We start from the raw sequence: 22,710 nt of genomic DNA on the forward strand, positions 1-22,710 counted from the left end.
ATAGTATATAATTTGGAGTTTCTATGTTCTAATTTTTGTGATATAATTTAAATAAAGATTAATAATATATATTATATTATACTATTTTTCAAATAAAAAGTAAAATTTATATCCGGTATAATCATAAGTTTGGTATTTATAATAATAGAGGTGACTTTTATGGAACTTCATACTATGCTTTATTCAAAGGACAAAAATGAAGTTTTAAAAGCTCTTAAAATTATAGAAAATGAAAAAAGAGATGTCTTTGCAAAGGAACTTTTAGTTATATTAAAAAATGAAAACGATATCATCATACAAGAATCCATTATTTATACTTTAAAGCATTTAAATTTAGACAGTATATCGGATGATATCTTTCTGGAATTATTGAAAGAGGAAAATTTATTACTTAAAGAGCTTATGCTCTCTCTTTTAAGTTTTTCAAAAAAAATGAAGGTTTTAAGTAAATTGTTAGAATCGGAAGATAAGGATTTTAGAAAATATGCATTAGATGGTTTATATAGAACAGATGCAAAAGAAGCTATTCCATTAATTGCAAAATGCCTCGATGATTCTGATATAAATAATCAAATAGCAGCTGTAGAATATCTGGGATTGCTTGGAGCGAGGGAATATGCAGAAAAAATAGCATTAAAATTGTCGAATACAAAAAATTTATTTTTGATTTCTACAATCTTAGAAACGCTATCTATTATTGGTAATGAAAATACAGATAGGATAGTAAGCGAAAAGCTTAAAACCATTAATAGTACATATTTGTATATTCCATATGCAAAATATATATTTAAAAGAAAAGATATGTATGAGTGTGTGGAGTTTTTCAAAAGATCAGAAAAAAAGGAGTTAATATTAAAAGAATTTTTGGATTTTCTTTCAAAACATGCAAAAAAAATCTACATTTACTCTAAATTAAAAAAAGAAATATTAGATATTTTATCGGAACTCTTAAAAGAAAATATTCCAGATGAATATAAATATGATATATTGATAATTTTAAATAATCTTTTAGAAGATGAAATTGTTGAGATATTAAAGAATAATATAGTGCATTTAAAAAATGAGGGATTAATAGCTGCGGTAGAAATTGTAAATGAAAGAAAAATAATTTCACTGAAAAAAGAAATGTTAAATAAGATAAACGAACTTCCTGAACAAATGAAATTTATGGCGGAAGAAATATTTAAAGATTTGGAGATAGAAGAATGATAGATGTGTTAAACTTTAATCAGTTGAGGGATTATATATATGAAAAAACAGGAATATATGTCGAAGATAAAAGAATATATTATTTTAAGAATCGAGTTCTCAGAAGAATGAGAAAATTGATGTTAGATGATCCTGAAATATATTTTAATTTTTTAAAAAACAGCGAATATGCAGATATTGAAATGGCGAAACTCATTAACGAAATTACAGTAAATGAAACATATTTTTTTAGAGAATTTCTTCAATTGCAAACTTTTGCAGAATATGCATTGAAGGAAGTTTTAGAACATAAAAAGAATAAAACAATAAAAGTTCTTTCAGCAGGATGTGCTTCAGGAGAAGAACCTTATACATTGTCTATAATTTTAAACGAAATGCTTGATTCAAATTATTCATTTAAAATTGATGCTCTTGATATTGATGGTAATATGGTAAAAAAAGCAGTGGCTGGTATATATGGTCAATATGCAATTAGGGATGTTCCACAGGTATATTTGAAAAAGTATTTTGAAAAACTAAATAAAGGATTATACAAAATAAAAGAAAAAATCAAAAAAAATGTAAATATTTATAATTTAAATTTAATTAAAGATGAAACTTATAAAAAACTTGATAATAATTATGATTTTATTTTTTGTAGAAATGTATTTATTTATTTCACAGATGATATTCGAAGGAGAATAATTGAAAGATTTTATTTAATGTTGAATGATGGTGGATACATATTTCTTGGGCATTCTGAATCTATAAACAGGATAACAAACGCTTTCCAAATTGTTAAAGCTAATAATTTTATTTTATATAGAAAACCTGTTAGGGAGGGGACAATTAATGCGCAAAATATTAATAATAGATGATTCTAAAATGACGAGAAGTTATCACGCTAATATTTTAAAATCTGCAGGATATGAAATATATGAAGCTGAAGATGGAGCTAAAGCTTTAGATATTTTATATAGAGAAGAAAAAATAGATATAATTTTAACTGATTTGAACATGCCTAATCTTGATGGATTCTCTTTAATTAAAAAGATAAGAGAGGATGATAATTATAAAGATATACCTATAATAATAATAACAACATTAGATAAATCAACAGATAAAATGAAAGGTTTTGAGGTTGGTGCAAATTTTTATATTGTAAAGCCATCTGACCCAGAATCATTGGTAGAAAGTGTGAAATTAGCATTGGGAGATGGCTAAAGTGAAAATGCATTTTGATAAGAGTTTTATTGAAAGTATATTGAATGATTTTAAAGAAGAATTAAATGAAAATATAAATCTTGCTGAAAATGTGATGATAGATTTTGAATATAACCAAAATTCAAAATCTATAAATTCGTTAATGAGAGCATTTCATAGTATTAAGGGTGTTTCGAGATTGCTTTTGTCTATGGATATTCCTAAAGAATATATTGAAAATGCAAAAAAAATAGAAAAAGTTTCGCATTTTCTTGAAGACTATGTATTGGAATTTGAAAGAAATCCAGAAAATATAAGAAATATTGATAAAGTATATGAAGGTATAGATATATTGAAAAGTTTGACAAAATCTTTTGAAGATATGGATAAATCAATAGATATAACTCCATTCTTAAATAGAATAAAAAATAATATTGAAGAATTAGAAAAAAATAAAACAGATGCTAAATTAAAGGTTTTTTTGAATATATCTTCACAATTTTTCGAATATTTAGAAAATGCAGAAAAATATGATGAATCACAATTGAAAAGAATGGCATATCCGGCTTTTAATGCTTTAAAACGCCTTAAAAATGAAAATTTAATACAGAGTTTTCAGAAAATAATAGATAATGCATTAAATCATGACAAAAAACTGGTGAGAAAGTGTATTATTGATTTTAATAATATATTATTTGTTAAGTCAAAATCAAATAATATATATGAAATAGACTATAAACCAGAATTTTCAGAAACAATTAGAATTGATATAAAAAAATTAAATAAAATTATGAATTTAGTAGGTGAATTGATTACTTTAAAGAATTCTTCTTATTTTCTATTAAAAGAATTATTAAATATTTCTTCAAACTTATATAAAGAATACAAAAGTATTGTCTTAAATCTCGAAAAGATAACTATGGAGCTACAGGATCAAATAAAAATGATAAAAATGGTGCCAATAAAAGAATTGTTTTATAAATATAAAAGGTTGATAAGAGAGCTATCCAAAAACAGGAATAAAGAAATAAATCTTGAATTAATAGGTGGAGATGTTGAGGTTGATAGACAAATATTAGAGCGATTAATTGATCCATTAACGCATTTGATTAGAAATGCTATAGATCATGGAATAGAGCTGCCAGAAGAAAGGGTAAATATTGGAAAAAGGAAAGAAGGATTAATCAAAATTAAATCATATTATGAAAGCGGTTATGTTTTTATTGAAATAAGCGATGATGGAAGAGGTATAAATCCAGCATTAATTAAAGAAAAAGCGAAAAAAATAGGATTAAATGTAAATTTACCAGATGAAGAGATAATATATTATATATTTGAACCGGGTTTTAGCACCTCTGAATATGTAGACGAAATATCTGGTCGTGGGATTGGGATGGATATAGTTAAATCAAGTATTGAGGAATTAAACGGGACTATTACAGTTGAAACAAAAATTAATGAAGGAACAAAATTTATTCTAAAAATACCAAGTTCTTTTTATATTGTTAAAGGTATTATGTTTTATAGCGGAGAGGAAAAATATATATTCCCTTTTGATGATTTAGAACAGATAATAAAAGTAAGTAAAGATAAATTACATAATTTTTCAAATATTATTTTTATGGACTATAACGATGAGTTAATTCCTGTTTATGATTTAAGGGGGATTTTAGAAAATAAAAAATATGAATATGAAGACATTCTTCAAAGAGAATATGAATATGATTTAATGCCTATGATTATTCTAAACTATAACAATGAAGAAATAGCTATATTAGTAGATAAAATAATTGAAGAAAACGAATTTTTGATGAAGCCTTTACCAGAATATTTAAGACACGATTATATATTTGGCTCTACAATTTTAGGAAATGGCGATGTTGTTTTAATACTTAAACCAACTGAATTGGTACTATAATGAATGAAATTATTGTGTTTGCTAATAGAAAAGGTGGTATCGGTAAAACAACATTAGCCTTTGAATTGAATGAAAAGATTTCATTACTAATTAGTAAGATAATATAAGGGGGAAATTTTATGGAAGAGAAAAAATTAATTATTCCTGATTCTCATAAAATACCTGAAATAAAAAAAATAAATGATGAAGAATTAAAGAAAAAGCGAGAAGAGGCAAGAAAAAAAGCGATTGAAAGAGTAAGGAAACAAAAAAAATTAAAGAGGCAAGTTATAGTGGAAAGTTTAACTTCATCTTCAGAAGAATTATTGGCAGCAGTTGAGGAATTAAGTTCAAGTGTTGAAGAACTTTCTAAATCAATGATGCAAATTACGTCAGGAACAGAACAAATATCGAATTCAATACATGAAATAAGGGCCGCAATATATCAAATAAATAAAAATTCTGAGGGAATTAGAAAATCAGCAAATGAAATATTATATGAATCGGATAAATCACAAGTTCAAATTTTACAAACAATTAATAGCGTTGAAGGTCTTATAAGTTCTATTAAAAGAACAATAGAATTTAATAAAGAAACTAATAATAATATAATCGGATTAAAAGAAAAGTCGGAAAAAATAATTGAAATAATAAATTCTGTTGTGTTAATAGCAGACCAGACAAATCTTTTATCTTTAAATGCAGCAATTGAAGCAGCAAGAGCAGAAGAATATGGGGTCGGATTTGCTGTTGTTGCAGAAGAAGTTAGAAACCTTGCAGAAGTATCCGAAGTTCATGCAAAGAATATAAGTACTTATGTAATCGAATTAAAGAAAAATATGGATTTTATAATGAAAAGTGTTGAAGATTTAAATCATTTTTTTGAAATTCAGGGTAATCTTGGAAAAGAAATAAGTGAATATTTTAATACATTAAAATCAAAGTTTGAAGAAATAAAAAACAATATACAGGATGAAATAAAAATAATAAATTCCTTTACAGATTTATCAGAAAAGTATTTGATTTCAGCAGAAAATGTGGTAAGTCTTTCAGAGCAAATATCGAAAGAATCTGAAGAAATATCCATATCTTTGCAGGAGGAAGAGAGGATTTTTATGGATATTTCTCATGCAGCGCAAAACTTAGTTGATATTTCAGAAAGAATATTAAATTCAACAGAAGATAAAAAATCTTTAGAATTATTATCAACGTCTGTTGATGAATTATTTGAAATTATTGAAGAAACATATAATGGTTCAGAAAATATTAAACAACATCTTTCGCAGCTGGAAAAAATTTCTTCAGTATTTTCTGAAGAAATGGATAATATGAACAATCTTGTAAATAATTTTGTTGAGTTTTCTCATAAATTACAATCTATGAATAAAAAAGATGAGGAATTTTTAAAAGAAACGGTTGAAAAAGTGGTTAAAAATCAAAAAAAAGTGAATACATTAGTTGAAAATATAAATATAACAAATACAAAGTTTTCTAAAGTTTATAAAAACATAAAAAGAATATCTTCGAATTTCAGACAAATAGATAAAACAATTTTAAAAATGGAGAAAATGTCCCTTCAAATTAATATGTTGGCAGTTAATGGTTTTATTGAAGCAGCAAGAGCAGGTGAGTATGGTAAAGGTTTTAATGTAGTATCAAATGATATAAGAAATTTATCAATTAATTCAGAAGAAAATCTTGAAACAATTAAAGATGTATTGGATGAAATAAATGAACATTTAAACAAATCAGAAGAAAATACGTATGAAAATCAAAAAAGAGCATATTCCGAATCTTTAGAAGCGACTTCTACAGTATTTACTTTAAAGGAAATGGAAAGATCTTTAAATGAATTGTTGGAAAAATATAATATTATTTCACATTCAATATCTGAAATTGTTATTGCAATTGAACAATCGAGGAGAGCTGTTGAACAGGCACAAAGTGCTGTTGAAGAGTCCTTTGCTTCAATTGAAGAAGCTTCAAAAGCATCAATAGAACACGAAAAAGGAATAAATGAAATGCTTAAAGTTGTTAAAGAAATTATGGATCAATCGGACGATTTGCAATTTTAATGGGGTGTTTTTATGAATTATTTGATTTTTGAGTTGAACAAACAAAATTATTGCATTCCAATGTTAAAAATTATAGAGATTATAAGAATTAAAAAGATAACAAGAATTCCACTTTTTCCTGAATATATCCAAGGATTAATAAATTTGCGTGGAGAAATTATTCCCGTAGTAAATTTAAAAGTTCGTTTAGGATATAAAGAAGATCTAAATAGATTTTCTAAAATTATAATTATAAAGGAAAATAAACCATTTGGAATAATAGTTGATAGAACAAAAGGTATATTGAACAGTGTTGAAAGCGAAATAGAATCAAAGTCTAAATATGTGGAATCAATATTAAAAAAGGAAAATAAAGATTATATATTATTGAATACGAAACATTTAATAGAAATAAAAAGAACAAAATTAAATAAATTAAAATTAACTAAAACTTCAAAGATGAAGAGAAAAAAAATACAATTAAAAAAAATAATGGTATTTGAATTAAATCATGAAAAATATGGACTGATGATTGACAATATTCAAGAGATTGTAAGGTATAAAGCTCCGGATAAAATTTCTAAAATTCCTGAATATATTAAAGGGATAATTACAGTGCGTGATGAAGTGATTCCTATTGTGGATTTAAATTACCGTTTGTATAATAAGATAACTTTGATTAACGAAAATACAAAATTAATTATTATAAATGTTAAAGGTATAAAAGCCGGACTAATAGTAGATAACACATATTTCTTTGTTGATGTATCAGAAATAAAAAAACTTCCGCATATAATAAAAAATAAGAAAAACTTTAAAGGTTTTTTAAAATATAAAAATGAATCAATTATGGTTTTAGAACCTGGTTTTATTATAAATGAAAGTATAAAAGCATTGAATAAAAAAAGCGAGAAAAAAAATATAAATGATGATATAAAAAAAGAAAAGTATATTTTATTCAGATTGGACAATGAAAAATATGCCATAAAAATAAAGTCTATAATAGAAATTAATAAAATAAACAATACAACCAAAATTCCTAAATCACCTGATTATGTAAAAGGATTAATAAATTTGCGCGGTGAGGCTATACCAATTATAGATCTAAAAAAAAGATTTAAATCAACAAAACACGTAAATATTACCGAATTTTCAAGAGTAATGGTAGTTTCAGTTGAAGGTAAAAAATTAGCTTTTCTTGCAGATTCTGCTAATGAAATAGTTCATATGAATTTTATAAAAATTAAGTCTGATAATCAATTTGTTATGGGAACTGGGGATTATGATGGAGATACAATACTTGTACTGGATTTAAAAAAAATTATTCAGAAAAATGATCTGGTATTACTAAACAAAAGTAAAGAATCTATTTTAACAGCAACTATAAATAAAAGAACAAGAGAAAATGACCCCCTTAGCAAGAAAAAATTTAATTAAAAAGAATCGAGGTGATTTTTATTCATATAAAAATATTGGTTGCAGATGATTCACCTTTAACAAGAAAAATTTTAAAAACATTAATAGAGTCTGATAATAGATTTAAAGTAATTGGAATGGCTCGTGATGGAATTGAAGCTATTAAAAAAACAAATGAATTAAATCCAGATGTAATATTAATGGATATAAAAATGCCATCAATGGATGGATTAACGGCTTTACAATATATTTTAGAAAAAAATATACCTGTTATAGTAATATCTTCATTAGGAGAAAAACATTCTGTTATAGCTTATGAAGCTTTAGAATTAGGAGCTTTTGATTATATACCAAAAATTAGTGATTTGTATTATTTAAAGGATAAATTATTAAAGAGATTATATGCGGCATATTTATTTTCGATTTCAGAGAATGCTAAAAAAAAATTTTTTGAAGAAAAATCTAAAAAAAGTTATAAATCAGAAGAAAATAAAGTAAAAACATCTATTTCTAATACTGATTATTTTGCAGTAGCAATTGGAATATCAACAGGGGGTCCAAGAACTATTTACGATGTGTTGCCTAAATTACCAGCTAATTTAAATGCAGCAATATTTTTGGTTCAACATATACCTTCTCAATTTACCAAAACATATACAGAACGGTTAAATGCAAATTGTGAACTAAAAGTAGTAGAGGCAGAAGAAAATATGGAGATTAAACCGGGATATGTTTATGTAGGGCGTGGAGGGTATCATCTAAAATTAAGAAATGGATTAGAAAGTATAAATATTTTTTTATCAAAAACACCTAAACATTTGTTTATACCATCGGTAGATGTTATGATGAATTCTGTTTTAGAGATATACGGTAAAAAAACAATTGGCATTTTAATGACTGGAATGGGAGATGATGGTGCAAATGCTATGGTTAAAATAAAAGAAGCTGGTGGGTATACTATTGCAGAATCAAAAGAAACTGCTGTAGTTTTTGGAATGCCTGCTGAAGCAATCAAACGCAAGGGAGTAAATAAAATTTTGCCTTCATATAATATTGCAGAAGAAATAATAAAAAAGGTTGGCCTGCAAAATGGAAACAGATAAGAAATATACAGTAAAAAAACTTAAAAAAAGTCTTGAAGATGCATATAAAAAACTCGAATATTCATATAAAGAATTAGAAGAAATAAATAATAGATTTATTAAAGTAGTAGATTTGATTTCTAATATTTCTTTAGAGATTTCTATAGAGAAATATTTTGATAAAATGTTATCAATCTTTGTAGAATTATTGCCAGATATAAAATTCGGATGTGTTTTAAAAAGTGAAAATGAAATTTTTAGATTTATCTCCGTTCTTGGACACAGTAAAAAGCTTTATTATAATATTGTAATTTTAAATGAAGAATTTGATGAAATAAAAATAGTCGATAATTTCTATAGGAAACATTTAAAAAATTTTGATATTGTTAAAGATAAAATAATAGATGTAAAAGATAGCCTCATTATTCCTATGAAAACATTTGCCTTACATGGATATATTATTTTAGATTTATTAAAAAAAGAATTAAAGCCATATGAATTTGAATTAATAAGAGTAATAAGCAATATAGCCACAACATTTTTAATGTCACGGGAGTTGTATAACAAACAAAAAAACTTTCTTAAAAATACGGCTTTTGCGTTTTTAAAAGCAGTGGATTATTATGATCCATATACTAAAGGTCATTCTGAAAGGGTATCATATTATGCAACATCGCTTGTAAAAGTTATTGGTAGAGAAGATTTATTAAATGATATTTTTTTAGCAAGTGTTTTGCATGATATTGGAAAATTATCAATACCACAAGTAATTTTATTAAAAAATGATCGCTTAACAGAAGAGGAATTAAATAAAATAAAAGAGCATCCGGTAAAAGGGGAAGAATTAGTAAGTTCATTTGAAGGATTTGAAAAAATTGGAAAAATAATCAGACACCATCATGAAAGATATGATGGTACAGGTTATCCAGATGGGTTAATAGGAGAGAAAATTCCAATGGAATCGAGGATTATAACTATAGTTGATGCATTTGATGCTATGACTACTAAGAGGCCATATAGAAAAGCTTTAACAGTTAATGAAGCGATAAAGGAATTGAAAAAAAATCGAGGATTACAGTTTGATCCATTTTTAGCAGGAGAGTTTATTAAATTTTTAAAAATAAACAAATTTTTTAATAATGATTGAAGGAGGTAATAAAATGGGGAGAATACTTGTAGTTGATGATGATAAGGTTATAAGAGACGTATTAAAAAAGGTGTTAGAAAGTGCTAAATATGAAGTTGATCTAGCTGATGGTGGAAAAAAAGCGATAGAGTTAATTAAAAATACAGAATATGATGTTGTATTATTGGATATTATAATGGAAGATATGGATGGAATAGAAGTTTTAAGAAAAGCTAAAAAAATTTCTCCATTAACAACTGTTATAATGATGACAGCATATTCAAGTCCTGATTATGTTCTTCACGCTTTAACCCTTGGAGCTACTGATTTTATTGAAAAACCGTTTGAACCAGACCATATGATTAATTTAGTAAAAGAGAATGTTGAAAGGGTGAAAAGGTGGAAGACCTCATTAGGACTACTATGAGGTGAAAAAAATGGGTTTTATTTCCAATTTAACCTACAAAGAGTTTGATGAGTATATAAAGGATATATTTGACAGAATAATCAACAAAATAAATGTTGATTCTGGATCGCTTATTATCCTTAATGGAGAGGAAAGAGTTATATTTAAGATAGAAAAAAATTTGAAAGTAAATATTGATAAAATATCTATAGGAAATATAGATAAATTAGTATTAAAGAAAAAAGAACCTATGATTATAAATGATGAAAATTTATCAAAATTAAATATAACAGGAAAGAAGAAGCATATAGTTTCAGCAATTGTTTTTCCACTTTTTTTTAAGGAAAGATTAATAGGAATAATAAATTTAAATAGGGAAAAAAATAATTTCGAAAAAAAAGATTTAAAATATCTTTTAAAGGAACGAAAATATCTTTTACCTTCAATATATAATATAATATTATTAGAAGAAATTCATGAAGAAAAAGAAAGGTTCAATAAATATGTAAATGTAATGGAATTAATAGTTGAATCTTATTCTGAAACAAAAACAATTGAAGACTTTATGGATACAATTATAAAAAAGATGAAAGAAAAGTTTAGAGTAACTTTAAAATTTATTGAATATAATGAACCAATAAAAAAGGGTTTGATAAGAATAGGAGATAAATTTTTTGAAATTAAACACGATTATGAATATGATAGCGATATAATAGAAAAAATAAAAAATTTTTTTGAAAAAGTATTATTAATAAAACATGCTGAAGAATTAAATAAAATACTTGAAAATTATTCAGATCTTGCAAAAGAAACGCTATTAATGAATTTTGTTTCATGGGATTTGATTCAAGAAATTAATAGTGCATTAACCTCTTTAAATTTGATAACTTTCTTTTTTGAAAAAAATTATCCAGATATGGTAGCAGAAATAAAAAAGTCTATTAATAGAATACGAGATGCTATAATACAGTATAAAAATAGGTTTTATACTGAAGAAAATATAGAAATAGTAAATTTGAAAAATGTATTAGTAGAAATTGGGAAAAAATTGATGTTTTTAAATCCAAATATAAAGTTTAATATACGTTCATATACTGATGATGCGCATATATATGGTTCAAAAAATATCTTATTAAATGCAATATTAAATATACAGATCTCTATTTTAAAATATGTTGAGTTGGATAGAAATATAATATTTTATGTAGATTTAACTAAAAATGATATATTATATATACTAAAGATCAGTTGTAATACAATTACATGTAAAATTTCCTCTGAATTTGAGAAAAACATAAATATTTCAAAAAATATGCTTAGTAATTATCATATTAATTTAAAATATTATTGTGAGAATAATAAAAAAATTATATTTATAATAGAAATACCAGCCAAATCCGAATAAAAACGGGGGGATTGAAATATTTAATTTAGAAGTTATCAAAAGAGCCATAAATATATATTCAAGAACATTGTTTCAAAATAAAAATATATTTGTGGGATTGGCTATAAAGCTCGAAAAAAACAATTTTTTAAATGTATTTACTTTTGATAATTTAAATAAAGAATATTTAAAATATTCTGAGGATGTTGCATTTAAAATACCAGAAAAAATGTATGACGTTTTTGAAGAAAAGAGAGAATCTAATTTTAAAATTTCATATTCCAATGAAATATCTTTTTTAATCAATAATAAATTTGATAATTTTGTTATAAAAACAATCCTATTACCAGAAAAGGAAAAGAATTATGGTTTTTTTTACTTAATTTCAGAAGAGTTGCTGTTATTTAAAAAAAATAAGGAAGTTTTTTCGCGTTTTTTATCAATATTTGAAAAAAATATAGATGCAATATATTTTAATAAATATTATAAATATTCAATAAAGGCTTTTGTAAAAAATTATTTGAATTTATTGCAAAATCATTCTGAAGTTTTGTATGAACATTCTTTAAGAGTTGCAGATTTAACAGGGATTATAGGAACTTTATTGGGAATGGATGAGGAAAGTCTATATAAATTGCAAATAGCTTCCTTTATTCATGACCTGGGATATATGTGGTTTTCTGAAAAAGCTCTTGCTGAAATGTTAGAATATGTAGATGAAAGGGAGAAAGACCCATTAATTAGTATTCATTTACAAAGGCTTGAAGAAATGTTTTTTGGGAATGTATTGATGAACCCATATGTTAAATTAGCGTTGAATCATCATGAAAATATGTTAGGAACAGGATATTTTAAAAAGAAAAATTTAGACGTGGAGGATAATATACTAATAGTAGCCAATTATATAGATGAAAAAATAGTGTTATCTGGAAATCAAGAAATAGGTAATATTATAAAGGTGTTGGAAAAATCCGCAGGTAAATTATATGATATTAATGTTGTAAACGCAGGAATAGAAGCTCTTAAAATATATTATACAGAATTTGGCAGCGATAGTTTTTTTAATCTTACACTTCAATCAAAAACAATTAATCTGAGATATGAAGGATTAGGTGAAGAATTAATTGAATTGACAGGAATAATAGAAAAAGTTATAGGAGATACTCTTTATGTAAATACAAGAACAATAGAAAATATTAATATAGGTTCAGTTTTAAAAGTAAAAATAACAACAAAGGATTTTCCATTAATAGCAAAAGCTCAGGTTATATTAAAAAATCCGTATGGATATGTAATTAAAATAATAGAAAAAAGGGAAACTAAAAAATCAAAATTAAAGGTATTCTGGACTTTCAACTTACTATTAGGACATAAAAATGAAGTTACGCCAATTTTACGGGAAAAATTAACGCCTGTTATGTGGAATGTTTTGAAATCAAAAATGAAATCTGCAAGATGTAAGGTTTTCGCTGCAGAAGGAATAATTTTTACAATAAATCAGGAAGACGATATTTTTAAACAAGGTGATGTTATAATGATATATATTGAAGAATTCGGAGAAAAGTTATTCATACCTGCAACTTTAATATCAAAGAAAAAGATGTTATATTATAATGAATATGAGGCGAAATTTTTCGAATTACCAGAAAGATTACAATCGGCGATATATAGAATAATTTTCAGAAGGCAATCATCCATTAGAACCATAGGTGGAATTTCAGAATTATAATAAAATCCCCCATTGGGGGATTTTATTTTTATCCTTTTACTGCACCAGCAGTTAAACCGGCAACGATTTTCTTCTGGAAAATCAATACCAATATTACCAGTGGTAAGGTAACAATAACTGCAGCGGCCATTAATTGACCCCATGGAAGTTCATAAAATGTTTTTCCTGAAAACATAGCAATTGCAACTGGAACAGTATATTTTTCTGGCAATTGCATAAAAGTTAATGCAAATAAAAATTCATTCCATGCAGCTATGAATGTTAAAAGTCCTGTTGTAACAAGACCTGGTGCAGATAGTGGAATTATGATTCTCCACAAAGTCATAAATTTTGAGCACCCATCAATTGCAGCAGACTCTTCAATTGAAATAGGAATTTCTTTAAAGAAATTATGTAATATCCATGTTGTTAATGGCAGGTTTAAGGCAATATATGGTAAAATCAGTCCAGGATATGTATTTATTAATTTCATGCTTCTTAATATTTGGAATAATGCTCCCAATATTGAAACTTGAGGAAACATACTTACAGCAAGTATCATAGACATTATAACTACTTTTCCAGGTATTTTTAATCTTGCTACAGCATATCCGGCAAATGCACCAAATATTAAAGAAAGAATTGTTGTAGCTCCTGCAACTATTACAGAGTTTAATATATTCTGGTAAAAAGGTCTTTCAGTAAATACCAATATATAATTTTTAAAAGTAGGATTCTTTGGGAATAATTTAATGCTTCTGGAGAATAATTCGGAATTTGGTGTAATGGATGATGAAATAGCATAATAAAATGGGAAAATATAAAAAATAAGCATAATGATTACTAAAATATATAAAATAAAAGCACTTATCCTTTTTTTGGTCTTATAAGATTTTATCATATACAAGTCCTCCTTTAGATCAATCCAGGGATTAATCAAAGCGTAAATTTAATGATTTAATATAAACTATAGCAAAAATGCTTATTAATAAAAATATTACAACAGATATCGATGAACCATACCCGAACCATGCACCAGTAAATGCTCTATCCATTAAAATATGTCTGTTATAGACTGCAAGAGTTTCAACGGCTTTGTTCATAATATAGAAAATATCAAAAACTCTTAAAGCATCTAATGTTCTGAAAATAAGGGCTACGGCGATTGTAGGTTTTAATATTGGTAAAGTTATTTTGGTAAATTGCTTCCATCCTGAAGCACCATCTATTCTTGCTGCTTCATATAATTCGGATGGAATTGTCTGTAAGCCAGCTAACAATAATAAAGCCATAAATGGTGCTGTCTTCCATACATCAACAGCTAAAATAGCAAACATAGAAGACCATTTATCGCTTAAAATTGGAGTTCCAGGAGCTAAAAAACCTAATTTATATAATATTTGTGATATAATGCCATATTGATCATTATACATCCATTTCCACATTTGTGAAGATACTGAGGTTGGAACAGCCCAGGGTATTAATATAGCAGCCCTTACCAATCCTCTTAAAGCAAAATCGGCATTTAAAATTAAAGCTGTTATCAATCCAAGAAGAAACTCCAATGAAACAGAAATTGCCGTAAATATTAAAGTATTTATTAAACTCGTCATAAACCTTGTATCATTTAGCAATTTAATATAATTATCAAATCCTATAAATCTTTTTGGAATACCTGGTCTTAAGCCAAAAGAAAAGAAACTATCCCAGAAAGTTTTTAATAAGGGGAAAAAAGCTGTAATGAAAATAGCCATCATTGCTGGAGTAATTAACCAGAATCCCAACCATAGTTCTTTCTTTTTATATCGTACTTTAATTTTTGCACTCAAGTATATCCCTCCTATTAAAACCACATTAAAATTTTAACCGGAGGATTTTTCCCCCGGTTAAAAAATCAAAAGTTATTGTCCAATTATCATTTTTAATTCAGATTCTAAATCGTTTAAAGCTTTTTCTACGCTCTTTTTTCCAAGTAAGAAATCATGTATATGTCTCTGGATTGCATCTGAAACTTCAGTGTATACAGGAGTAATAGGTCTTGGTTCTGCATTGATGAAGACATTGTATAATTCAACCATAAATGGAGCAGCTTCTTTTAATTTTGGATCAGAATAAACAGCTTTTCTTGTAGGATTTTGGCCGGCATTTATTGCTTTATATAATTGTTGATCATAAGATGTTAAGAATTTAATGAATTTTTTAGCTGCTTCCTGCTCTGCTGGAGATGAATATGCGTTAATTGCAAGCATCCATCCACCTAATGTTGCAGAATGTCTTCCTCCTTCTATATCTCCTTTTGGTAATGGAGCAACTCCTATTTTACCAGCGATTTTTGATTGTTTAGGATCGTTTGCCAATGACCATACGTATGGCCAGTTTCTTAAAAATACAGATTCGCCATTCTGGAAAGGCCTTCTTGTTTCTTCTTCCATATATGTTAAAACTCCTTTTGGAGCAACGCCGTCATCAATAAAGCTCTTTAACATGGTTAAAGCTTTTACCAATCTTTCATGATTATCTTTATCGCCAATAATTACCTTTCCATTTGCATCTAAAAAATCAGCGCCATAAGAGTGTACAAATTCTGCAACATCACAAACCAAACCTTCATATCTGTTTAACTGGAATAACATACCATTTATGTTCTCTTTTGAAGCAATGTCAGCAGCAACTGTTTTTAATTCTTCCCATGTTTGTGGAACATCATAACCGTACTTTTTCAATAAATCTTTTCTGTAATATAATAATCCTGCATCTGTAAACCATGGGATTGCAACTATTTTCCCTTGAACAGTACCTGATTTAACTGTTCCTGGTAAAAATTTATCTAATTCAAAGTAATCATAATCCTTTGTTAAATCTAAAACAAATGGTGCAAATTCTGCTGGCCATATAACATCAATCATTAAAATATCAGGATCTGATGTCATAGCACCAAGATATGTAACGTATAAATCATGTCTTGCTGTAGAACTATTTGGCATAGGTAATAGTTGAACTTCTATGTCCGGGTAAATTTTGTTAAATGCTTTAATTTGGTTCATTAATACCTCTAACTCTTTACCCACTGCACCAGCTGCCATGGTGATTTTTACACTCATACCAATAACTGTCATTAAAATAACAAGAGATAATACCAGAATCTTTTTCATGCTCACACCCTCCCTTTCTTTACGCAACCGTTTTCATTAATTAAAATAAACAAATTCATTTCAATTATAACAGTTTTTTTAAAAAAATTGAAATCCACATGTGGAAAGTATATGAATGAAAAACAAATTAAATCAAAGAAAAAGCAAAATAATTAATATTAATAATATTTAATTATCAAAAATCACCAATTACACTAAATTCTATTTTATCTTTAAATGTATCTTCTGTACTATCATAATATTTTGTATATAACATGAATAAACCATTTGATATAGGATAACCTATCGACATTTCTGCTGTTGTATTCTCTCCCAATAAATCATTTAATTCTTCTAAGTTTTTCATAGGTTTATAATATTTTCCAACAATTATCAAAGGCAATTGTTCTGAAGGTATTTTGGCATATAAAGAACCATTTAATTCAGGATTTAATATTTCAAATTTTGTAGATAAGTCATAATTTAATCTTGCAGAAGCTTTTAATAATGAGCCAAGATTTAGCTGTAATTCTCCAATTCCACCTAATCTCGTATCAGAATAGGATAATAATTCATTATATTTTGTATTATCTTCAAGATAATTTTCATAGTTTTCATTTACAAAACCAAGTTTATAATATGGCATTTGTAATACAACTGGCAAGGCTTTTAATGTGATAAATCCAAGATTTAATATTCCACCAGCACCAGCACCATATCCTTCAACCGTTGTTGAATCAAATGTTGATTTTATATAGCCAACTTCACCACCAAATTTTAGGATTCCACCACCTAAATATGCCGAAACACTACCTAATAAATCATCTCTTAATGGTTCTACTTTGTTTTTTGACATAGTTTTTCCGGCAAAAGTTTCTATATTTATAAAACCTAATTTTGTTTTTAATATACCGTAGTATAAATAACCACTCTGGCTATATTCAAATGGCATAATTGAATCAAGTGAATATGGAATATGAATAATAGCTTCTGAAGTTTGGGTAATTAATCCAAGATCAAGAGAATTTTGATAATTATTTGTATAATTGTACATTAGCATTCCCAATCCAACGGTTTTAGGAAATGAAAATCCATATTTAAAATACAAAGGTCCCATTCTTAATTTTAATAGATTAATAGTTAAACCACTTAATACATCCGTTTTTTCTTCTGTTCCGGGTTTTCCATAATATAGGTTTCCGCCTATTTCTGTTTGATATGCATTTAATCCAAGACCTATGCCGAAATTTTGTGTTTCAAAAACGCCTGTAATAGAGTAAGTCAAATAATCCTGATTATTTACAGTTACAGTGTTGAAATAAGGTCTTACATAAAATGAAGCGAAAGTTGAAATAACTAATAGCAGCACAATAGTAAATACAAATACTTTTTTCATATTAATCCCTCCTCTATGGATTTTAAATTTTGAGCAGCATTTTCTGGTGAAACAGGATTTATAAAGAAACCGGAACCCCATTCAAAACCGGCTGCATTGGTTAATCTCGGTATAATTTCTAAATGCCAGTGATAATAAGAATTATTAATATTTTCAAATGGTGATGTGTGTATCATATAATTATAAGGTATATTTCCCAATAGAATATTTAATCTTAATAATGTATTTTTAAGTATTTCAGCAAAATTTTTGACTTCAGAAACAACAAGATTTCCAAAATTTGAGTTGTGTTTTTTTTGTATTATCCATGTTTCATATGGAAAACGTGGTGCAAAAGGTTCAAAAGAAATAAAATCATCGTTTTCTTCTATAATCCTTATATTTTCTTCTTTTTCCTGTTGAATAATTGAACAAAATATACAGTTGTTTTTTATGTTAAAATAATTTTTAGCACCTTTTATTTCTTCTTCTATGAAAATAGGAATTATTGGTGTTGCGATTAATTGAGAATGAGGATGTTGTAATGAAGCACCTGCAGTAGTTCCATAATTTTTAAATATCTGGACATACTTTATCTTCTTATCTTTTTTTATTGAATTAAATCTTTTCAAATAAGCCCATATTATTTCTTCAACCTCATAATATTCCATATATGCTATAGTGGTGTTGTGAATAGGTGTTTCTATTATAACTTCATGATATCCATAGCCTTCTACAGAATAATATAATCCATTTTTTTTTAAAACAGGTATTTTTTCTTGTGTTACAGCTGGGAATTTATTAGGCACAACGCGCAACCACCAATTTTCATCATTTGGTTTTGAATTTTTTTGCTTGAATGCCAGTATTTCCGGTGGAGTTAAAGATTCTTTTCCTTTATCAAATGGACAGAAATTAGACTGAGTTTCTTTTATAAATGACTTATCTATGGGTCGATTGGATCTTTCTTCTGATATGATAACCCATCTGTTTATTATAGGATCTTTTCTATATTCAGGCATAATAGCCTCCTAATATCTTTTTTTAGCTAATGCTCTATTATATAAACGTAAATATTCATCTGCCGATTTTTCCCATGAAAAATTCTCATTCATGGTATTGAATATGAGTTTATTCCAGCATTCCTTGTTTCTTTTATATGTATGAATGGCTTTCAATATTTTTACAAGCAAATCGGATGATGAATAATCATAAAAACCAAATCCTGTACCTGAAAGTCTTTCGCATGAGAATTCTTTTACTGTATCTGCTAATCCACCAGTATATCTTACTATTGGAATTGTCCCATATCTCATTGCATACATCTGACCCAATCCGCAGGGTTCATATTTGGAAGGCATAATAAACATATCGCTTCCAGCATATATTAATTGAGCTAATTCTTTATCGAATTTTAAATTAATTGATAAATTTTCACTATATTTATTTTGAAAACTGTTTAGTAAATCCTCATAACGTTTTTCCCCTGTTCCAAGAATAATTATCTGTATATTAAACAGCGTCAGATAATCTAAAATTTCTGTTATTAAATCTATACCTTTTTGCTCAACAACTCGACCTATAAAACTTACTACAGGTATATCCTCATCTATGGGAAGATTTAATTTGTTCTGAAGATATGTTTTGTTTTTCACTTTATTTTTTAAATTGTTTTTACTATAATTATAAGGTATTAAAGGATCTGTTTCTGGATTGAAGAGGTTATAGTCAATGCCATTTAAAATTCCATATAAATCATCATTTCTTACCTTTAAAACACCATCTAATTTGTATCCATATTCTTCAGTTTGAATCTCTTCAGCATATGTTTTGCTCACAGTATTTATTATATCGCTGAAAAGAATTCCACCTTTTAAAAAATTAATCTGTCCAAAAAATTCTAGAACGTCTATATTATAAAGATAACCAGGTAGTCCGGCAATACTCAATATTTCTGGAGAAAAAATTCCCTGATATCCCAGATTGTGTATTGTTAATATAGTAGAAATTTTTGAGAGTATATTATCATCTCTGTAATTGTTTTTTAGATATACAGGAATTAAAGCAGTTTGCCAATCATTAATATGTAAAATATCAGTATCAGGTAGATAATTTTTTATAAAAGCAAGAACACTATCTGAAAAATATGAAGTTTGATGATCTTTATTGGGATATTCATAAATTTCTTCTGTGGAAAAAAGATTGTTATTTTTTATGAAATATATTGGAACATCAGTTTCTGGAAGATATGATTTATAAACAGAAAATGGATACTTAAAAGAATGACTGATAGGGTATAATTCTCCCGCTATCTTTTCGAGGGTTAAATTGTATTTTTTTATATTCTTTTCAACTATTTTATGAAAAGGCATGATTACATTTATTTTATCGACTTTATTTTTCAAAAACTTTGGCAATGTTCCAACGACATCGGCTAATCCACCAACCTTTGCAAATGGATCAACCTCATATGATACCAGCGAAACATTCATCCATATCACCACCTTTATTAAAAAATCTATTTGAAAATTATTTCTTCATTTTATATGGTGTGTCATGGGTGAAGATAATATAATCAGATTCTTCAGCCCATTTTTTTACAATTTCTGCTACCTTATCTGTTCTCAAATTTCTCATAATATCATAAAAATCTATTTTTGTCATACATATATCACCCGGTAAAAATAAATTTCCCATATTTTCTGTTTTTATAAAAAGAGAAACATGTTCTTTTGAGTGATATGGGGTATAAATTATTTTTATTGTTTCAAATAGAGTTTCATTTCCTTTAAATGTTTCAACCCTACCATTCCATGAATCGATCATTTGCTGATATGCCTGACCGATTAAAGGACCGAATTTTTTATAATCTTTTCCTTTATAATTTTCATGAATTCTTATTGTAGCTTTTGGAAAGAAAATTGAATTGTATGCATGGTCAAGATGAACATGAGTTAATACTATATCGGTTATTTCTTCTGGTGAGATATTTAAGTTATTTTCAATATCTTGAATTGTATGAATATGACCTGGATCTATTAAAACCTTTCTTTTATCGTCTTCTAGTAAAAATACAGATGAAAATGTGCCATGAACTCTTCCTGTTATTGTTAATAACCCACCGTCTAAAATGATTTTAAAATTCATCTATTTCCCTCCTTAAGCTTCTTCGTAAATTCCATCATATTCGATATTGTTTTTATCCAGTATAGTAGATACTGTATTAACATCTTTTAAGGATAATTTTATGGATAACATTCGTCTTTGACTATTTATTTTGCATGTTGTCATGGATAAAATATTTAAATTATTATTGCTGAATACTTCAACAATCTTCTGCAATTCACCTGGTTTGTCATCTAGGGTAAGTATGACTTTTGTACCGATTTCATTAAGGGCTGTAATATTTACCATAGCTCTGATGAGTTCTTGAAATCCAAACAAACCAACAGGTTTCATATCATAATCTACAACAGGCAATACTTTATAATTCGTTTCAAGCATTGTTAGTAATACATCTTCAACTAAATCATCTTCATACAGGAAGTCTTCTATTGGGTCAAATATATCAATAAGAAAATCATCGCTGTTATACTCCTGTAAAATAGCCATATCACCACGATAAATGGATGAAAGAAGGGTTCCATTTTTTCGAAGAATAAGTACAATTTCGTCATCTTTTTCAAAAAATTTTTTAATAGCATCATCTACTGTATTTGTACTTTGTAAAGTTTCAAATTTATTTTTCATCCACAATTTCACATACATAAATATCCTCCTTTATTCTTTTAATTATATTATACACCAAAAATAATAAATTTTGTGCTATAATTGGAATAACACGAAATTTAAATATTATGAGGTGGTAATATGGAGAGAATATGCGTTATTGTGGATTCCGGTTGTGATGTGCCAGAGAACATTTTAAATGAATATAATAATATAAGTGTTGTTCCATTAAGAACAATTATAAACGGTAAAGAATATGACGAAGGTTCTTTTGAGGAAAGTTTTCTATTTGATCATCTGGAAGAAAAAATCACAACATCTTTACCTAAACCAGAAAATATTAAATCAGCTATAGAAAATATGATTGAAAAAGGGTATAATAAAATAATAACGTTGAATATTTCAAAAAAGTTGAGCGGAACATTTAATTTATTTAAAATGATTTCAGATGGTATAAAAAAGGATAATAAAGATATTGAAATTGAAAATATTGATACGCTAAATATTTCCATTGGTTCCGCTTTAATAGTTATTAAAGCATTGGAATATATAAAAGAACAAAAAGGATTTAAAGAAATTATAGATTTAATAAATAATGATATAAAAAACGCAACTGTATTTTATATCGTTCCAACATTAAAATATTTGGCTCGTGGTGGCAGAATAGGAAAGGTATCTGCTATGTTAGGTCAAATTATGAATGTTAAACCTATAATATCTGTTAATGAAGAAGGAGTTTATTATACTGTATCAAAAATTAGAGGAATGAGTAAATCTTTAGAAGCGTTATATAAAGAGGTATTAAAATTTATAAATAATCAAAAATTTATAGCAGGTGTTGTAATTAGTGGAAACAATGAAAAAGTTAAAAGAATGCAAGAAGATTTAATATTAAGACTGAAAAAATTAGATGTTGTAAAAATTTTTAAAAGTAAGGTGTCAAGCACGCTATCTGTGCATACTGGTCCAGATTTAATAGGAATTGGAGTATTAAGAATAGGAGGTTGATTG

General features: G+C 26.7%; 20 protein-coding genes. 12 read left to right on the plus strand and 8 right to left on the minus strand.

Features of this window, described 5'->3' with window-relative positions:
* Positions 1-159: 159 nt before the first annotated feature.
* The 11 genes from X274_RS06375 to X274_RS06425 all read left to right on the plus strand — a co-directional run bounded on the left by X274_RS06375 (position 160) and on the right by X274_RS06425 (position 13,485).
* A complete protein-coding gene (locus X274_RS06375; RefSeq protein WP_047265988.1) occupies positions 160-1,209 on the plus strand; it encodes a HEAT repeat domain-containing protein in 1,050 nt (349 codons plus the stop codon).
* The gene (locus tag X274_RS06380; protein ID WP_047265989.1) at positions 1,206-2,066 is read left to right on the plus strand and encodes a CheR family methyltransferase; all 861 of its coding nucleotides are present in this window, start codon (positions 1,206-1,208) and stop codon (positions 2,064-2,066) included. The genes X274_RS06375 and X274_RS06380 overlap by 4 nt, the downstream gene beginning before the upstream one ends.
* Positions 2,041-2,412: a response regulator gene (locus X274_RS06385; RefSeq protein WP_047265990.1), complete on the plus strand. Its 372-nt coding sequence runs from the start codon at positions 2,041-2,043 to the stop codon at positions 2,410-2,412. The genes X274_RS06380 and X274_RS06385 overlap by 26 nt, the downstream gene beginning before the upstream one ends.
* Before the next feature lie 7 nt (positions 2,413-2,419).
* Positions 2,420-4,309: a chemotaxis protein CheA gene (locus tag X274_RS06390; protein ID WP_231580388.1), complete on the plus strand. Its 1,890-nt coding sequence runs from the start codon at positions 2,420-2,422 to the stop codon at positions 4,307-4,309.
* 119 nt (positions 4,310-4,428) lie between these two features.
* A complete protein-coding gene (locus X274_RS06395; RefSeq protein ID WP_047265992.1) occupies positions 4,429-6,363 on the plus strand; it encodes a methyl-accepting chemotaxis protein in 1,935 nt (644 codons plus the stop codon).
* 12 nt (positions 6,364-6,375) lie between these two features.
* A complete protein-coding gene (locus X274_RS06400) occupies positions 6,376-7,779 on the plus strand; it encodes a chemotaxis protein CheW (protein ID WP_047265993.1) in 1,404 nt (467 codons plus the stop codon).
* Between the two features lie 11 nt (positions 7,780-7,790).
* Positions 7,791-8,861 carry a chemotaxis-specific protein-glutamate methyltransferase CheB gene (gene cheB, locus X274_RS06405; protein WP_197073331.1) on the plus strand — a complete coding sequence of 357 codons (1,071 nt, stop codon included), beginning with the start codon at positions 7,791-7,793 and terminating at the stop codon, positions 8,859-8,861.
* Complete coding sequence (locus X274_RS06410; protein WP_052913213.1) at positions 8,848-9,987, plus strand: HD-GYP domain-containing protein; 1,140 nt, start codon at positions 8,848-8,850, stop codon at positions 9,985-9,987. Before cheB ends, X274_RS06410 begins: the two co-directional genes overlap by 14 nt.
* Positions 9,988-10,000: 13 nt before the next feature.
* Entirely contained in the window at positions 10,001-10,393 is a 393-nt protein-coding gene (locus tag X274_RS06415; protein WP_052913214.1) for a response regulator, read from the plus strand.
* Positions 10,394-10,403: 10 nt separating this feature from the next.
* A complete protein-coding gene (locus X274_RS06420) occupies positions 10,404-11,777 on the plus strand; it encodes a GAF domain-containing protein (RefSeq protein ID WP_047265995.1) in 1,374 nt (457 codons plus the stop codon).
* A 91-nt stretch (positions 11,778-11,868) separates the two neighbouring features.
* Positions 11,869-13,485: an HD-GYP domain-containing protein gene (locus tag X274_RS06425; protein WP_197073332.1), complete on the plus strand. Its 1,617-nt coding sequence runs from the start codon at positions 11,869-11,871 to the stop codon at positions 13,483-13,485.
* A 28-nt stretch (positions 13,486-13,513) separates the two neighbouring features.
* Here the strand turns inward: X274_RS06425 and X274_RS06430 are convergent, their stop codons facing one another.
* The 8 genes from X274_RS06430 to X274_RS06465 form a co-directional block, all read right to left on the minus strand.
* Positions 13,514-14,365, minus strand: coding sequence for a carbohydrate ABC transporter permease (locus X274_RS06430; RefSeq protein ID WP_047265997.1), 852 nt, complete (start codon positions 14,363-14,365; stop codon positions 13,514-13,516).
* Positions 14,366-14,396: 31 nt separating this feature from the next.
* Positions 14,397-15,221 (minus strand): carbohydrate ABC transporter permease, encoded by an 825-nt coding sequence (locus tag X274_RS06435; RefSeq protein WP_047266019.1) that lies wholly within the window; start codon positions 15,219-15,221, stop codon positions 14,397-14,399.
* A 144-nt stretch (positions 15,222-15,365) separates the two neighbouring features.
* A complete protein-coding gene (locus X274_RS06440; RefSeq protein ID WP_047265998.1) occupies positions 15,366-16,616 on the minus strand; it encodes an ABC transporter substrate-binding protein in 1,251 nt (416 codons plus the stop codon).
* Between the two features lie 175 nt (positions 16,617-16,791).
* Positions 16,792-17,991, minus strand: coding sequence for a hypothetical protein (locus tag X274_RS06445; protein WP_047265999.1), 1,200 nt, complete (start codon positions 17,989-17,991; stop codon positions 16,792-16,794).
* Positions 17,988-18,992: a galactose-1-phosphate uridylyltransferase gene (gene galT, locus X274_RS06450; RefSeq protein WP_047266000.1), complete on the minus strand. Its 1,005-nt coding sequence runs from the start codon at positions 18,990-18,992 to the stop codon at positions 17,988-17,990. Before galT ends, X274_RS06445 begins: the two co-directional genes overlap by 4 nt.
* A 9-nt stretch (positions 18,993-19,001) precedes the next feature.
* Entirely contained in the window at positions 19,002-20,462 is a 1,461-nt protein-coding gene (locus tag X274_RS06455) for a glycogen synthase (RefSeq protein ID WP_047266001.1), read from the minus strand.
* A 37-nt stretch (positions 20,463-20,499) separates the two neighbouring features.
* The gene (locus tag X274_RS06460; RefSeq protein WP_047266002.1) at positions 20,500-21,117 is read right to left on the minus strand and encodes an MBL fold metallo-hydrolase; all 618 of its coding nucleotides are present in this window, start codon (positions 21,115-21,117) and stop codon (positions 20,500-20,502) included.
* A 12-nt stretch (positions 21,118-21,129) separates the two neighbouring features.
* On the minus strand, positions 21,130-21,738 hold the full coding sequence (locus X274_RS06465; protein WP_047266003.1) for a CBS domain-containing protein: 609 nt from the start codon (positions 21,736-21,738) through the stop codon (positions 21,130-21,132).
* A gap of 102 nt (positions 21,739-21,840) precedes the next feature.
* Here X274_RS06465 and X274_RS06470 point away from each other — a divergent pair, with 102 nt between their 5' ends.
* Positions 21,841-22,707, plus strand: a complete 867-nt coding sequence (locus tag X274_RS06470; protein WP_047266004.1) for a DegV family protein — start codon at positions 21,841-21,843, stop codon at positions 22,705-22,707.
* Positions 22,708-22,710 lie beyond the last annotated feature (3 nt).

Origin of the sequence: Marinitoga sp. 1155 (assembly GCF_001021175.1) — a bacterium.
Lineage (GTDB): Bacteria > Thermotogota > Thermotogae > Petrotogales > Petrotogaceae > Marinitoga.

Excerpts from the sequence above, each read along its gene's own strand:
- X274_RS06375 (WP_047265988.1), top strand. The coding sequence starts at position 160 with ATGGAACTTCATACTATGCTTTATTCAAAGGACAAAAATGAAGTTTTA.
- X274_RS06380 (WP_047265989.1), top strand. The coding sequence starts at position 1,206 with ATGATAGATGTGTTAAACTTTAATCAGTTGAGGGATTATATATATGAA.
- X274_RS06385 (WP_047265990.1), top strand. The coding sequence starts at position 2,041 with ATGCGCAAAATATTAATAATAGATGATTCTAAAATGACGAGAAGTTAT.
- X274_RS06390 (WP_231580388.1), top strand. The coding sequence starts at position 2,420 with ATGCATTTTGATAAGAGTTTTATTGAAAGTATATTGAATGATTTTAAA.
- X274_RS06395 (WP_047265992.1), top strand. The coding sequence starts at position 4,429 with ATGGAAGAGAAAAAATTAATTATTCCTGATTCTCATAAAATACCTGAA.
- X274_RS06400 (WP_047265993.1), top strand. The coding sequence starts at position 6,376 with ATGAATTATTTGATTTTTGAGTTGAACAAACAAAATTATTGCATTCCA.
- X274_RS06410 (WP_052913213.1), top strand. The coding sequence starts at position 8,848 with ATGGAAACAGATAAGAAATATACAGTAAAAAAACTTAAAAAAAGTCTT.
- X274_RS06415 (WP_052913214.1), top strand. The coding sequence starts at position 10,001 with ATGGGGAGAATACTTGTAGTTGATGATGATAAGGTTATAAGAGACGTA.
- X274_RS06420 (WP_047265995.1), top strand. The coding sequence starts at position 10,404 with ATGGGTTTTATTTCCAATTTAACCTACAAAGAGTTTGATGAGTATATA.
- X274_RS06430 (WP_047265997.1), bottom strand. The coding sequence starts at position 14,365 with ATGATAAAATCTTATAAGACCAAAAAAAGGATAAGTGCTTTTATTTTA.
- X274_RS06435 (WP_047266019.1), bottom strand. The coding sequence starts at position 15,221 with ATGATGGCTATTTTCATTACAGCTTTTTTCCCCTTATTAAAAACTTTC.
- X274_RS06440 (WP_047265998.1), bottom strand. The coding sequence starts at position 16,616 with ATGAAAAAGATTCTGGTATTATCTCTTGTTATTTTAATGACAGTTATT.
- X274_RS06445 (WP_047265999.1), bottom strand. The coding sequence starts at position 17,991 with ATGAAAAAAGTATTTGTATTTACTATTGTGCTGCTATTAGTTATTTCA.
- galT (WP_047266000.1), bottom strand. The coding sequence starts at position 18,992 with ATGCCTGAATATAGAAAAGATCCTATAATAAACAGATGGGTTATCATA.
- X274_RS06455 (WP_047266001.1), bottom strand. The coding sequence starts at position 20,462 with ATGAATGTTTCGCTGGTATCATATGAGGTTGATCCATTTGCAAAGGTT.
- X274_RS06460 (WP_047266002.1), bottom strand. The coding sequence starts at position 21,117 with ATGAATTTTAAAATCATTTTAGACGGTGGGTTATTAACAATAACAGGA.
- X274_RS06465 (WP_047266003.1), bottom strand. The coding sequence starts at position 21,738 with ATGTATGTGAAATTGTGGATGAAAAATAAATTTGAAACTTTACAAAGT.
- X274_RS06470 (WP_047266004.1), top strand. The coding sequence starts at position 21,841 with ATGGAGAGAATATGCGTTATTGTGGATTCCGGTTGTGATGTGCCAGAG.